Genomic DNA, 12,767 nt, shown 5'->3' on the forward strand with positions numbered 1-12,767 from the left:
GAACACCGGCAAGTCCACGACGGGGGGCGCGAGATGAACACGCTGCACAGCCTGAGCACCAGCGCAGTGATCACGCGCCTGCACGACGTGAACACGCACCGGGGTTCCGAGAAGTCCGGTGCCGTGAGCGGGCGGGGGTGCGCTCGCGGCGCCGGACGTCAGCACACCGCGCATGTACCGCAGGGCACCGCGCCCTACATGACGGTGGTTGACGGTCTCACGGGGGACACGCACGGGGGGACCGCGTACAGGGAGGAATCGGGGGAGCGCCGCTCGCTGTCGGAGGCGGAGTTCACCGCCTACGTCCAGGAGCGCCGCGCCTCCCTGTACGCCACCGCCTACCACCTGACCGGTGACCGCTTCGAGGCCGAGGACCTGCTGCAGAGCGCGCTGTTCTCGACCTACCGGGCGTGGGACCGGATCAGCGACAAGGCGGCGGTCGGCGGATACCTCCGCCGCACCATGACGAACCTGCACATCAGCGCGTGGCGCCGCCGCAAGCTGAACGAGTACCCGACCGAGGAGCTGCCGGAGACGCCCGGCGACACGGACGCGATGCGCGGCACCGAGCTGCGCGCGGTCCTGTGGCAGGCGCTGGCCCGGCTGCCCGAGCTCCAGCGCACCATGCTGGTCCTGCGCTACTACGAGGGCCGCACGGACCCGGAGATCGCGGACATCCTCAACATCAGTGTCGGCACGGTGAAGTCCAGCATCTGGCGCTCCCTGCGCCGGCTGCGCGAGGACGAGGTCCTCAGCTTCGGCCGTGACGAGGAGGACGCCTTCGGCGAGCTGGTCGCCTGAGGCGGAAAAAAGTTCCCCGGGGGGTGTATCAGGGGGACGCAACGGGGGTCTTGCTCATAGGTCCGGGGGGAAATCCACGGGGGAAGCACCACCTGGACCACGGGGGAACACGGGGGAAGCAAGACCGACGGGGGAAACACGGGGGGGAGCACAAAGGACGCGGGACTGGAGGGCCGGGGGGTCCGTCCAGTCCCGCTTCCGCGTGCGCGTGTCGCCGTACGGGAACAGGTCGCCGTCCGCGGATCAAGCCCCCGTCCGCGGATCAGACCGCCGTACGCGATCAGGCCGCCGTACGGCTCGCGGCGCCCCGGCCGGCCGCGGCTGCCGCGAGCCGGCCCAGCGCCTCGTCCCGGTCGCAGGCGTACGCGCCCAGCGCGGTCTGCCGGGCCACGATGGAGCGCTCGGCGCGCATCAGCCGCCAGCCGCGGCGCAGCAGGAAGGGCACCGACTTGCGGCCCTCCCGCAGATCGCGCAGGAAGCGGCGGCGGAAGGTCGTCACGGCGCCCCGGCTCAGGCACAGCGCGTCCGCCAGCACGCCCTGCTCGCGGCAGCGCTCGACGATCTCGGCCGCGAAGATGCCCTCCGCGATGAACACCGGCGTCCGCCCGATGTCGACGGTGTCCGCGCCGGTGCGGGCGGAGAGCGAGATGTCGTACACGGGCACATCGGTACGGCCCGTGCGGCACAGGTCGCCGATCGCGGCGACGGCCGCGTCCGCGTCCCAGGACGCGGGGTGGTCCCAGTCGATGTCCGAGCTCCCCTCGACCCGCGGCAGCGTCGGGTCGTCGCCCTCCTTGTAGAAGTCGTCGAGCCGCAGCACCGGGAGCCCGGAACGGGCGGCGAGCAGGGACTTGCCGGAGCCGGAAGGGCCGCAGAGCAGCACGACTCGCGTGGGTATGGGCGGTTGGGAACTCACGGGACACCAGTGTGAGGCATTCACCCGGCGTTCACGACCCAGCGGGTCGGCTTTGAAGCCCGCGTCACACCTCAACTACTCTTCGCGTCTGACCGATTACCTAGCGCAGTAGAAGGTGGCAGTAATGGGCCGACAGGACAACTCCCCCAACTCGACCGGTCGACGCGCGCTGGCCGCCCTCGCGACGGCCGGCGCGGCGCTGGGCGCGGCCGCGCCGGTGGCCGCGGCGGACACCGGGCCGGCCCTGGACGTGGTGAACACCCGCCCGACCTCGCTCGGCAAGGTCGACCCGCAGGCGGGGCTGGCGGCCCTCACCGGCTCCGTGCAGTACGTGACGGGCCCGGTGGCGGGCCTCAAGCCCAACCCCCTCGCGGGCACGGGTGTCGACCCGCTGGACAACGGCGTCGGCACGCAGCTGGCCGACTTCAAGCCGCTGACGTCCCAGGCACTGACGGGGCCGGTGGCCCAGGCGCAGTCCATCGGGAGCATTCCGGGGGGTCTGCTGGGCGGCTGACCGCAGGTGCCTCAGGGGCGCGGGGCTGTGTCGATGTGCGGCTGTGCCGCGCGGGCGCGACGGCCACGGGCGACCCCGCGGTCGCCGACGGCCCACAGCTCCCCGCCCCTGCCGGTCCCTCAGTAGGCGGAGCCCGACGCGCCCAGGCTGCCCGTCGGGTGCCAGACCGTCTTCGTCTCCAGGAACGCCGTCATCCGGTCGATCCCCGCCGGCGCGGCCCAGTCGTCCACAGGCTGTGGACGCAGGACGCGCTTGAGGTTGTCGGCCGCGGCGATCTCCAGCTCCTTGGCCAGGTCCTCGTCCGCGCCCGCGAGGTCGATCGCGTTGACGTCCTGGTGGGCGGCGAGGGGGGCCGCGATCTCCGCCGTGCGGCCGGAGAGGATGTTGACCACGCCGCCGGGCAGGTCGGAGGTGGCCAGCACCTCGCCCAGGGACAGGGCGGGGAGCGGGGACCTCTCGGAGGCGACGACGACGGCCGTGTTGCCCGTGGCGATCACCGGGGCGATCACCGAGACCAGACCCAGGAAGGACGACTCCTGCGGGGCGACGACGGCGACCACGCCCGTCGGCTCCGGGGAGGACAGGTTGAAGTAGGGACCGGCGACCGGGTTGGCCCCGCCCACCACCTGGGCGATCTTGTCGGTCCAGCCCGCGTACCAGACCCAGCGGTCGATCGCCGCGTCCACCTGGGCCGCGGCCTTGGACTTGGACAGCCCCTCCGCGTCGGCGACCTCGCGCACGAACTGGTCCCGGCGGCCCTCCAGCATCTCGGCGATGCGGTAGAGGATCTGGCCGCGGTTGTAGGCCGTGGCGCCCGACCAGGCGCCGAAGCCCTTGCGGGCGGCGACCACCGCGTCACGGGCGTCCTTGCGGCTCGACTGCGGCGCGTTGGCGAGCCAGTTGCCCTTGGAGTCGGTCACTTCGTACACCCGGCCGCTTTCGGAGCGGGGGAACTTGCCCCCGACAAACAGCTTGTAGGTCTTGAAGACGGAGAGTCGGGTCGGGTCAGACATCGAGGTACGCCTCCAGGCCGTGGCGGCCGCCCTCGCGGCCGAAGCCCGACTCCTTGTAGCCGCCGAACGGCGAGGTCGGGTCGAACTTGTTGAACGTGTTGGACCAGATCACGCCCGCGCGCAGCTTGTTCGCCACGGCGAGGATGCGCGAGCCCTTCTCGGTCCAGATGCCCGCCGACAGGCCGTAGGGCGTGTTGTTGGCCTTGGCGACGGCCTCGTCGGGCGTACGGAAGGTCAGTACCGACAGGACCGGGCCGAAGATCTCGTCGCGGGCCACGGTGTGGGCCTGGGTGACGCCCGTGAACAGCGTCGGGGCGAACCAGTAGCCGGCCTCGGGGAGCTCGCAGGCCGGGGACCAGCGCTCGGCGCCCTCCGCCTCGCCGCGCTCGACGAGGGTGGTGATCCGGGCGAGCTGCTCCTCGGAGTTGATCGCGCCGATGTCGGTGTTCTTGTCCAGCGGGTCGCCCAGGCGCAGCGTGGACAGGCGGCGCTTGAGCGACTCCAGCAGCTCGTCCTGGATCGACTCCTGGACCAGCAGCCGGGAGCCCGCGCAGCAGACCTGGCCCTGGTTGAAGAAGATGCCGTTGACGATGCCCTCGACGGCCTGGTCGATCGGGGCGTCGTCGAAGACGATGTTGGCGCCCTTGCCGCCCAGCTCCAGGGTGACCTTCTTGTGCGTGCCCGCGACGGACCGGGCGATCTGCTTGCCGACGGCCGTGGAGCCGGTGAACGCGACCTTGTCGACGTCCGGGTGCGCGACCAGGGCGGCGCCCGTGTCGCCGTAGCCGGGAAGGATGTTGACGACACCCTTGGGCAGGCCCGCCTGGCGGCAGATGTCCGCGAAGAAGAGCGCCGACAGCGGGGTGGTCTCGGCCGGCTTCAGCACGACCGTGTTGCCGGTCGCGAGCGCCGGGGCGATCTTCCACGCCAGCATCAGGAGGGGGAAGTTCCAGGGGATGACCTGGCCCGCCACGCCCAGCGGCCTGGGGTTCGGGCCGAAGCCCGCGTGGTCGAGCTTGTCGGCCCAGCCGGCGTAGTAGAAGAAGTGCGCGGCGACCAGGGGCAGGTCGGCGTCGCGGGTCTCCTTGATCGGCTTGCCGTTGTCCAGGGTCTCCAGGACGGCCAGCTCGCGGCTGCGCTCCTGGATGATCCGGGCGATGCGGAAGAGGTACTTGGCGCGCTCGGAGCCGGGCAGCGCCGACCACTTCTCGAAGGCCCTGCGGGCGGCCTTCACGGCGCGGTCCACATCGGCCTCGCCGGCCTGCGCGATCTCCGCCAGCACCTCCTCGGTCGACGGGGAGACGGTCTTGAAGACCTTGCCGTCGGCCGCCTCGGTGAACTCGCCGTCGATGAACAGGCCGTAGGACGGGGCGATGTCGACGACCGAGCGGGACTCGGGCGCGGGGGCGTATTCGAAGGGGGAGGTCATGTCGATCAGTCCACCGTCACGTAGTCGGGGCCGGAGTAGCGGCCGGTGGCCAGCTTCTGGCGCTGCATGAGCAGGTCGTTCAGCAGCGAGGAGGCGCCGAAGCGGAACCAGTGGTTGTCCAGCCAGTCCGCGCCGGCCGTCTCGTTGACCAGGACCAGGAACTTGATCGCGTCCTTGGTGGTGCGGATGCCGCCGGCGGGCTTCACGCCGACCTGGATGCCGGTCTGGGTACGGAAGTCGCGTACCGCTTCCAGCATAAGGAGGGTGTTCGCGGGGGTGGCGTTGACGGCGACCTTGCCGGTGGACGTCTTGATGAAGTCCGCGCCCGCCAGCATGCCGAGCCAGCTCGCCCGGCGGATGTTGTCGTACGTCGACAGCTCGCCGGTCTCGAAGATGACCTTGAGGCGGGCCGCCCCGCAGGCATCCTTCACGGCGACGATCTCGTCGTACACCTTCAGATACCTGCCCGCGAGGAACGCCCCGCGGTCGATGACCATGTCGATCTCGTCCGCGCCCGCGGCGACGGCGTCGCGCACGTCCGCCAGCTTCACGTCGAGGGCCGCGCGGCCGGCCGGGAAGGCGGTGGCCACCGAGGCGACCTTCACGCCGGAACCGGCGACGGCCTCCTTGGCGGTGGCCACCATGTCGGGATAGACGCAGACCGCGGCCGTGGTGGGCGTGGTGCGGTCGGTCGGGTCGGGGAGGACCGCCTTGGCGCCGAGCGCCCGGACCTTGCCCGGGGTGTCCGCGCCTTCCAGCGTGGTGAGGTCGACCATCGAGATGGCGAGGTCGATCGCGTACGCCTTGGCGGTCGTCTTGATGGAACGGGTGCCGAGGGAGGCGGCGCGCGCCTCCAGGCCGACCGCGTCGACGCCGGGCAGCCCGTGGAGGAAGCGGCGCAGCGAGGTGTCTGACGACGTCACGTCCGAGAGGGCGTGTGCTGCGGTGGGTGCGTTGGTGGGCATGGTCACCAGACGAGCATATCTACGCGCGTAGCTGCTGTACAGGGGGTGGGGTTGCGCCGCTGCGCCGCAGGGGGTGTGCGGGTGGCGGCCGGTCGCGACATGCCGCGGACGACCGGCACCCGCCCACGCAGAGGAATCCCTACGGTGAGGAGGCGTCCGGTCGAGCGCCGCAGGCGGGCGGCATAATGCGCAGCATGACCACCACCGACCGGATCTACCGCTCGCCCATGGCCCTCGTCGGCGGCGTGCTGCTGCTCGCCCTCGCCGGATGGCTGGGCATCGACGCGCTGATCCGGGGCGAGGGCCGCACCCCCTGGATCGCCCTCGCCGCACTGCTCACCTTCGTGCCGCCGGTCGTCGCCTTCACCCTGAGGCCGGCCGTCTTCGCCGGTGAGGACCGGCTGCGCGTGCGCAATCCGCTGCGCGCCGTCACCCTGCCCTGGGGCGAGGTCGCCTCCCTGCGCTCCGGCTACACCAACGAGGTCGTCGCCAACTCCGGCACCAAGTTCCAGCTGTGGGCCGTGCCCGTCTCCCTCAAGGGCCGCAAGCGCGCCGCGAGGCGCCAGCAGCGGCGCGACGCCCAGGCCGCCGCGGCCAAGGAGGGCAAGCGGGTGCGCGGCAGCATGTTCGGGCCCGCGGCGGACCTCGACGAGGGGCCGCTGCGCGACGAGGGCGACAAGATCATGGACGAGCTGCGCGCCATCTGGGAGTCCCGCGAGAAGGCCGCGACGGCCCAGGGCGAGGTGACCGTGCGGTGGGCGTACGAGATCATCGCGCCGACCGTCGCGGGCGCGGTGCTGCTGACCGTGCTGTCGGCGCTGGGCTGACCCTGGGACGCGCGCGCCGGCCTCCGGCCGGGGTCGGTGTCGCCCTGGGCGTGGAGGTGCGAGTGCGGCTGGCCGGTCCGTCGGCCGGCGGGGCTCGTCGCCGTTCGCCTTCCGGACGGGTCCGGTGGTGCCGGGATGGGGACGCGGGAGGGCTGGCGGCCGGTCTGTCGGATCGCTGAGCGGCTTTGCTGGCGTCCGCAATTCGGGACGGATCCGGGGTCGCCCTGGGCGTGGAGGCGCGAGTGCTGCGGCTGGTCTGTCGGCTCGGTCGAGGGGGCTCGCTGCCGTCTGCCTTCCGGTCGGGGTCTGGCGCCGGCGGGGCGTGAGGGGGCGAAGGTTCTGCGGTCGGTTCGTCGGCCGGCGGGGCACTTCGCCGTTCGCCTTCCGGACGGGTCGGTGTTGCCGGGACGGACTGGCGGCCGGTCTGTCGGATCGCTGAGCGGCCTCGGTGGCGTCCGTACTTCCGGACGGGTCCGGTGTTGCCCTGGGCGTCGAGGTGCGAGTGCTGTGGAGGGTCTGGCGGCTCGGTCGGCCGGGTTTGTTGGCGGTCGCCTTCCGGCCGGGCCCCGTGTCGGGCGCGGGCCGATGTCTCGTACAACCAACTCCTCGCTCCGCCCGTCTGACTGGTGATGACTATGCACACTCACGCCGACGGACCCCTGCCGCTGCCCTCCGCGTTCGTGCCCGAGGGCTGTCCCGTCTGGGACGCCGAGGGCGGGCGCCGGTGGACCGCGGCGCTCGCGCCCCGCTGGGTGCCCGGGCGCGGACCGGAGGCCGCGGCACTCGGCCTGACCGCGGCCGTGCTCGTCGCGAGCGGCGCCCTGCACCTGTACGCCGACCTGCCCGCCTGGGCGGCCGCGCTCGCCGCGCTGCACCTGGTGTGGCTGACCGTGCGGCCGGAGATCGTGCCGCTGTCGGCGCCGGTCACGGCGGCGGTGGTGCTGTCGCGGCAGGACGCGCCGATCGCCGTACGGGTCGTCGTGGCCGTTCTGCTTGTCGCCGCGTGCGCCCTGGTGGTGCCGCGGCTGCTCGCGCGGCGGCGGCAGCGGGCGGTGGCGCTGGCCGTCGCCGGGGGAGCGACCGGGGTGGCGCCGGGTCCGGCGGGAGTCCCCGCGCCGCAGGCCGGGGTGCGGGTCACGCGCGGGCGGTTCCTGATCGGCGCGGGGGTCGTCCTGGCGTTCGCGGGGACGGCGCTGTTCACCGTGCGGGACGCGTGGGAGCTGTCCGAGGACCGCGCGGTCACTCCCGCCCTCGCCTGGGCGGTGGTCGGTCTGGGCGCCACCATGCTGCTGTCCGGCTTCCTGGCCCGGCTGCGCGCGAAGGCCCTGCGCGCGGGGCCCGTGCCCGTGCTGCGGGTGCTGGTGCGCGAGGCCGCGGACATGGACCTGGAGGTCTTCGCCGCCGACGACCGCGCCGCCCGGCGGCCCCTGTTCCGGGTGGGCACGTCCGTCCTGTACGAGGAGGAGCCCCACCCCGAGGAGGGGCCGGACGACGACGAGGACGACGGGGACGACGGGGACGACAGCGTCGACGAGGAGTGGCAGGCCCTCCTCGACCGCCTCGACGCCGACGAGCCCGGACCGCTGCGCGAGGCGGTCCTGTACGGCACCCCCTACGACGGCGCCGAGGTGATCGTCGCGGGCGCCGACGAGCGGCCGGGCGCACCGCCCGTCACCGAGTACTCCACCGGACCGGTGCGTCCGCTGTCCGAGCACGCCGCCCGCCGCCGCGCCGAGCGCCGGCAGCGGGCCGCGGCCGACGAGGCCGCCGACCAGCAGCGCGTGGACGCGCTCGCCGCATCGCTGCCGGGCGGGCGGATCCGCCGCTGGCGGGCCGGAGCGCGGGACTGGCTCTCCGCGCTGGGCGCCCTGGCTCTGGCCTGTTTCTTCGTCTGGGGCGAGACCGGCCTGTTCCGCTGGCTCCCCGGCGTTTTCGTGGCCGTCCTGGTCGCCACCTGCCTGCCGCACATGACCGCCTGGCACATCACCGCCGACCGCGAGGGCCTGTGGCTGGACGGCTTGAAGGGCCCCCGGCACATCGCCTGGGAGCATCTGCGGCTGATCAGGGTCGACAAGCACGAGCTGAAGATCGACAGCACCCGGCGGGACTTCGACGAGTGGACGCTCTTCGGCAACCGCTGGCGCCGCCTGGAACGCCGCTTCGGCCTGGTCCACCGCCAGGACCGCATCGCCGCCGAGCTCACCGCCATGTGGAAGGACCCCGCCAAACGCCCCGCCGACCCCGCCGGCCCCCGCCTGCGCGGCGGTCCCCTGTGGCCGTACGGCCTGGCCGCCGCCGTCGCCTGGACGGCCCTGCTGCTGTTCGTCCTGCCGTAGGGGGCTCGCGTGCCGGGTGACGGTGACCGCTCCCGCAGAGCGCGGCGGGTCGACTTCGCGGTGACCGCGCTGTTCGGCGCGGTGTACGCGGCCGCGCTGTTCCTCGGGGTGACGGGCTTCGCCGCGGAGTCGGGAGCGTGCGGCGGGCGCTTCGGGGCCCCCTGCGCGGGGAGCACGTACGCGCGCATCGGGGTCGGCTTCGGGCTCGTCCTGGTGGCGCCCGTCCTGGCCAAGATCGTGCCGGACGTTCCCCTCGAACAGGGGATCGGCCGGGCGGCGGCCGTCGCCGCCCTGGTGACCGGAGCGGCGGCCGGGATCGCCGTGACGGTGGTGGTGGCGGCCGCCCTGGCCTGAGGAGTGAAGGGGCCCGCCCCGGCGGAAAAGCCGTGGGGCGCCCCAGGACGGTGGGGCGCCCCACGGGCGCGGGTGCCGGTGGTGGCCGGCGGTGCGGGTGCCGGTGGCGACCGGCGGTGCGGTGCCGGTCGGGCCGACGCGGGTCTCTCAGATGCCGGCCGCCGCCGACAGATCGCGCTTGACCGTGGCGAGGAGGTCGGCCGCCTTGGCGCGGGCGTCCGGCAGGTCGGCGTGGGAGGCGACCGGGACGACGACCTCCAGGTAGCACTTGAGCTTGGGCTCGGTGCCGCTGGGGCGCACGATGACGCGGGCGCCCTGAAGGGTGTAGCGCAGGCCGTCGGTGGGCGGCAGCGTCTCCGTGCCCCGCGTCAGGTCCTCGGCGCGGGTGATCGGGAGGCCGGCCAGCTCGGTCGGCGGCTGCTCGCGCAGGCGCCGCATCGCGTCGGCGATCAGCGACAGGTCCTGGACGCGCACCGACAGCTGGTCGGTGGCGTGCAGCCCGTGCTCCACGGCGAGGTCGTCCAGGAGGTCCAGCAGGGTGCGGCCCCGCTCCTTGAGCTCCGAGGCCAGCTCGGTGATGAGCAGCGCCGCGGTGATGCCGTCCTTGTCGCGCACGCCCTCGGGGTCCACGCAGTAGCCGAGGGCCTCCTCGTAGCCGTAGCGCAGCCCCTCCACGCGGGCGATCCACTTGAAGCCGGTCAGCGTCTCTTCGTACGGCAGCCCCGCCTTCTCGGCGATGCGGCCCAGCAGCGAGGAGGAGACGATCGACTCGGCGAAGGTGCCGCGCGCGCCCCGCGCCACCAGGTGCGCGGCGAGCAGCGCGCCCACCTCGTCGCCGCGCAGCATGCGCCAGTCGGCGCCGTCCTTGACGGCCACGGCGCAGCGGTCGGCGTCGGGGTCGTTGGCGATGACCAGGTCGGGCTCCACCTCGCGGGCCTTGGCGAACGCCAGGTCCATCGCGCCCGGCTCCTCCGGGTTGGGGAAGGCGACCGTCGGGAACGCCGGGTCGGGCTCGGCCTGCTCGGCGACCAGGACCGGCTCGGGGAAGCCGGCGCGGGCGAACGCGGCCAGCAGGACGTCCTTGCCGACGCCGTGCATGGCCGTGTAGACCGTGCGGGCGGTGCGGGCCGACCCGGCGGCGAGGACGGCGTCCGTGCGGGCCAGGTAGGCGTCCAGGACGGCGTCGTCGAGCACCGACCAGCCGCTGTCCGGCCGGGGCACGTCCGCGAGGGCGGTGACCGCGTCGATCTCGGCGGCGATCTCCGCGTCGGCGGGCGGCACGATCTGGGAGCCGTCGCCGAGGTAGACCTTGTAGCCGTTGTCGCGGGGCGGGTTGTGGCTGGCGGTGACCTCGACGCCGGCGACCGCGCCCAGGTGCCTTATCGCGAACGCGAGCACGGGCGTGGGCAGCGGGCGGGGGAGCAGGACAGCCTTCAGGCCCGCGCCGGTCATCACGGCGGCCGTGTCGCGGGCGAAGTCGGCGGACTTGTAGCGGGCGTCGTAGCCGATGACGACCAGGCCGCCGGTCTCGCCCTTGGCCTTGAGGTACGCCGCCAGACCCGCGGCCGCGCGGATCACCACCGCACGGTTCATGCGCATCGGGCCCGCGCCCAGCTCACCGCGCAGACCGGCGGTGCCGAACTGCAGGGTGCCGCCGAAGCGGGCGGCGAGCTCGGTGACGTCCTTGGCGTCGATGAGCGCGGCCAGCTCCTCGCGGGTCTCCGGGTCGGGGTCCTCGGCCAGCCACGCCTCGGCCCGTGCCATGAGATCGTCGGTCACGTGCGGTCAACCTCTCGTGTGGATGGGGGAGGGGTGGGCCCGCGGTCCCTCGGCCCACCCCGTGTGCGACTCAGATCCGGCCGAGCACCTGGGCCAGCAGGGAGCCCATCCGGGCGGCCGAGTCACGGCCGGCCTGGAGGACCTCCTCGTGGTTCAGCGGCTCGCCGGTCATGCCCGCGGCGAGGTTGGTCACCAGGGAGATGCCGAGCACCTCGGCGCCCGCCTCACGGGCCGCGATGGCCTCCAGGACGGTCGACATGCCGACCAGGTCCGCGCCGATGACGCGGGCCATGCGGATCTCGGCCGGGGTCTCGTAGTGCGGGCCGGGGAACTGCGCGTAGACGCCCTCCTCAAGGGTGGGGTCGATCTCCTTGCACAGGGCGCGCAGCCGCGGGGAGTACAGGTCCGTCAGGTCGACGAAGTTGGCGCCGACGATCGGGGAGGTCGCGGTGAGGTTGATGTGGTCGCTGATCAGCACCGGCTGGCCGGGGCGCATGCCCTCGCGCAGGCCGCCGCAGCCGTTGGTGAGGACCACCGTCTTGGCGCCGGCCGCGACCGCGGTGCGCACCCCGTGGGCGACGGCGGCGACGCCGCGGCCCTCGTAGTAGTGGGTGCGGCCCAGGAACACCAGGGCGCGCTTGTTCCCGATCTTGTACGAGCGGATCTTGCCGCCGTGCCCCAGGACCGCCGGCGGCGGGAACCCGGGCAGCTCGGTGACCTGGAACTCGGCGTCGGGCTCGCCCAGAGCGTCCACGGCCGGAGCCCAGCCGGAGCCCATCACGAGGGCGACGTCGTGGGACTCGGCGCCGGTCAGTTCGCGCAGGCGAGCGGCGGCGGCGTCGGCGGCGGCGTACGGGTCGCCCTGGATGTCGTCCGGAAGAAGAGATGCGTTCACGTGCATGAGGGTAGCCGCTTCTCGCCTACGCGCGTAGATGACAGAGCGGACGGGATGGCGATCGTTGTCTTGTCGTTTCCGACGAAACGCTCCGCCGGGTGGGCGGCTACTCCTCGGCGACGAGGACGTCCCCGTCGTCGAACGCGGCGACGTACAGGACCGTCAGACGGGCCCGGTCGACCGTGTAACGGACCAGCGTGTCCCGCGTGAGGCGGATCGTGCGGTCGGCGCCCATGGCGCTTGCCGACCGGGACCGGTCGGGGAACGGGTCGCGGGTGAGGAGCGCGACGCCCTGCTCGAAGCGGGCGCGTCGGCGGGCGTCGAGCCGGTCGCGGACCGCGGCGGCCGGTTCGGTGAAGTGGACCTGGTACGCGGGCGGGCCGGTCATGGAGGCAGCCTAGAGCCGTCGCCCCCTCAGCAGGGCCGTTTCCTCAGCTCCATCACGTAGTCGTGCGGCGCCCCCGCCGACTCCGCCGCGTCCGCGATCTCGCCCAGGTAGCGCGCCGACGGCAGACCCCCCTCGTAGGCGTTCAGGACGTACACCCACGCGCTCTCCTCGCCGTCCAGGGTGTGCACCCGCACCCGCAGCCGGCGGTAGATGCCGAGGCCGACGCCCTCCCAGCGGTCCAGGGAGTCCTCGTCCATGGGGGCGATGTCGTACAGGGCGACGAAGACCTGGGCGAACGGGTCCTCGACGATCGTGGCGAGGGCGCCCTCCCAGCCCAGCTGCTCGCCCCCGAAGGTCAGCCGCCACCCGTTCAGCCAGCCCGTGGCGCGCAGCGGCGAGTGCGGGGCGCGGCGCGTCATCAGCCGCGCGTCGAGGTTGCCGGCGTAGGCGGCATAGAGCGACATGGGGAGAGGGTACGGCAGCCCGAACTCACACCACTCCCGTCCTCGGGTGTCCCCTTTGTAACGGACGCACCACGCCGGTGCCCCCT

General features: G+C 73.4%; 13 protein-coding genes. 5 read left to right on the forward strand and 8 right to left on the reverse strand.

The genetic code is table 11. The features are described 5' to 3' along the window. Positions 1 to 33 precede the first annotated feature (33 nt). On the forward strand, positions 34 to 801 hold the full coding sequence (locus tag ACSU6M_RS21490) for a SigE family RNA polymerase sigma factor (protein WP_437071455.1): 768 nt from the start codon (positions 34 to 36) through the stop codon (positions 799 to 801). Positions 802 to 1,081: 280 nt separating this feature from the next. On the opposite strand, the gene ACSU6M_RS21495 is transcribed toward ACSU6M_RS21490, so the two are convergent. After that, complete coding sequence (locus ACSU6M_RS21495) at positions 1,082 to 1,717, reverse strand: uridine kinase family protein (RefSeq protein WP_437071457.1); 636 nt, start codon at positions 1,715 to 1,717, stop codon at positions 1,082 to 1,084. 124 nt (positions 1,718 to 1,841) lie between these two features. On the opposite strand from ACSU6M_RS21495, the gene ACSU6M_RS21500 reads away from it, so the two are divergent. Beyond that, complete coding sequence (locus ACSU6M_RS21500) at positions 1,842 to 2,231, forward strand: hypothetical protein (protein WP_437071459.1); 390 nt, start codon at positions 1,842 to 1,844, stop codon at positions 2,229 to 2,231. A 119-nt stretch (positions 2,232 to 2,350) separates the two neighbouring features. On the opposite strand, the gene ACSU6M_RS21505 is transcribed toward ACSU6M_RS21500, so the two are convergent. Genes ACSU6M_RS21505 through deoC form a run of 3 tightly spaced genes read right to left on the reverse strand, consistent with a single transcriptional unit; the run spans position 2,351 to position 5,638 of the window. Then, positions 2,351 to 3,244 (reverse strand): aldehyde dehydrogenase family protein, encoded by an 894-nt coding sequence (locus tag ACSU6M_RS21505; protein WP_437071461.1) that lies wholly within the window; start codon positions 3,242 to 3,244, stop codon positions 2,351 to 2,353. Further along, positions 3,237 to 4,673: an aldehyde dehydrogenase family protein gene (locus tag ACSU6M_RS21510; RefSeq protein WP_437071462.1), complete on the reverse strand. Its 1,437-nt coding sequence runs from the start codon at positions 4,671 to 4,673 to the stop codon at positions 3,237 to 3,239. Before ACSU6M_RS21510 ends, ACSU6M_RS21505 begins: the two co-directional genes overlap by 8 nt. 5 nt (positions 4,674 to 4,678) lie before the next feature. Beyond that, a complete protein-coding gene (gene deoC / locus ACSU6M_RS21515; RefSeq protein ID WP_437075287.1) occupies positions 4,679 to 5,638 on the reverse strand; it encodes a deoxyribose-phosphate aldolase in 960 nt (319 codons plus the stop codon). Positions 5,639 to 5,832: 194 nt separating this feature from the next. Between deoC and ACSU6M_RS21520 the strand changes: the two genes are divergently transcribed. From ACSU6M_RS21520 to ACSU6M_RS21530, 3 genes are all read left to right on the forward strand, one after another. Next, on the forward strand, positions 5,833 to 6,465 hold the full coding sequence (locus ACSU6M_RS21520) for a PH domain-containing protein (RefSeq protein WP_437071463.1): 633 nt from the start codon (positions 5,833 to 5,835) through the stop codon (positions 6,463 to 6,465). 635 nt (positions 6,466 to 7,100) lie between these two features. Continuing rightward, positions 7,101 to 8,801 carry a hypothetical protein gene (locus ACSU6M_RS21525; protein WP_437071465.1) on the forward strand — a complete coding sequence of 567 codons (1,701 nt, stop codon included), beginning with the start codon at positions 7,101 to 7,103 and terminating at the stop codon, positions 8,799 to 8,801. 9 nt (positions 8,802 to 8,810) lie between these two features. Continuing rightward, on the forward strand, positions 8,811 to 9,155 hold the full coding sequence (locus ACSU6M_RS21530) for a hypothetical protein (RefSeq protein WP_437071467.1): 345 nt from the start codon (positions 8,811 to 8,813) through the stop codon (positions 9,153 to 9,155). A gap of 147 nt (positions 9,156 to 9,302) precedes the next feature. On the opposite strand, the gene ACSU6M_RS21535 is transcribed toward ACSU6M_RS21530, so the two are convergent. From ACSU6M_RS21535 to ACSU6M_RS21550, 4 genes are all read right to left on the reverse strand, one after another. Further along, positions 9,303 to 10,934, reverse strand: coding sequence for a phospho-sugar mutase (locus ACSU6M_RS21535; protein WP_437071468.1), 1,632 nt, complete (start codon positions 10,932 to 10,934; stop codon positions 9,303 to 9,305). Between the two features lie 70 nt (positions 10,935 to 11,004). Beyond that, positions 11,005 to 11,829 carry a purine-nucleoside phosphorylase gene (locus ACSU6M_RS21540; protein WP_437071470.1) on the reverse strand — a complete coding sequence of 275 codons (825 nt, stop codon included), beginning with the start codon at positions 11,827 to 11,829 and terminating at the stop codon, positions 11,005 to 11,007. 106 nt (positions 11,830 to 11,935) lie between these two features. After that, the gene (locus ACSU6M_RS21545) at positions 11,936 to 12,217 is read right to left on the reverse strand and encodes a hypothetical protein (RefSeq protein ID WP_437071472.1); all 282 of its coding nucleotides are present in this window, start codon (positions 12,215 to 12,217) and stop codon (positions 11,936 to 11,938) included. 26 nt (positions 12,218 to 12,243) lie between these two features. After that, the gene (locus ACSU6M_RS21550) at positions 12,244 to 12,681 is read right to left on the reverse strand and encodes a gamma-glutamylcyclotransferase (protein ID WP_437071473.1); all 438 of its coding nucleotides are present in this window, start codon (positions 12,679 to 12,681) and stop codon (positions 12,244 to 12,246) included. Positions 12,682 to 12,767 lie beyond the last annotated feature (86 nt).

It is taken from the genome of Streptomyces sp. enrichment culture, from assembly GCF_964272895.1.
GTDB lineage: Bacteria > Actinomycetota > Actinomycetes > Streptomycetales > Streptomycetaceae > Streptomyces.

What these genes read in the sequence shown, in the direction of transcription:
- ACSU6M_RS21490 (WP_437071455.1), top strand. Translation starts at nt 34, where the DNA reads ATGAACACGCTGCACAGCCTGAGCACCAGCGCAGTGATCACGCGCCTG.
- ACSU6M_RS21500 (WP_437071459.1), top strand. Translation starts at nt 1,842, where the DNA reads ATGGGCCGACAGGACAACTCCCCCAACTCGACCGGTCGACGCGCGCTG.
- ACSU6M_RS21505 (WP_437071461.1), bottom strand. Translation starts at nt 3,244, where the DNA reads ATGTCTGACCCGACCCGACTCTCCGTCTTCAAGACCTACAAGCTGTTT.
- ACSU6M_RS21510 (WP_437071462.1), bottom strand. Translation starts at nt 4,673, where the DNA reads ATGACCTCCCCCTTCGAATACGCCCCCGCGCCCGAGTCCCGCTCGGTC.
- deoC (WP_437075287.1), bottom strand. Translation starts at nt 5,638, where the DNA reads ATGCCCACCAACGCACCCACCGCAGCACACGCCCTCTCGGACGTGACG.
- ACSU6M_RS21520 (WP_437071463.1), top strand. Translation starts at nt 5,833, where the DNA reads ATGACCACCACCGACCGGATCTACCGCTCGCCCATGGCCCTCGTCGGC.
- ACSU6M_RS21525 (WP_437071465.1), top strand. Translation starts at nt 7,101, where the DNA reads ATGCACACTCACGCCGACGGACCCCTGCCGCTGCCCTCCGCGTTCGTG.
- ACSU6M_RS21545 (WP_437071472.1), bottom strand. Translation starts at nt 12,217, where the DNA reads ATGACCGGCCCGCCCGCGTACCAGGTCCACTTCACCGAACCGGCCGCC.
- ACSU6M_RS21550 (WP_437071473.1), bottom strand. Translation starts at nt 12,681, where the DNA reads ATGTCGCTCTATGCCGCCTACGCCGGCAACCTCGACGCGCGGCTGATG.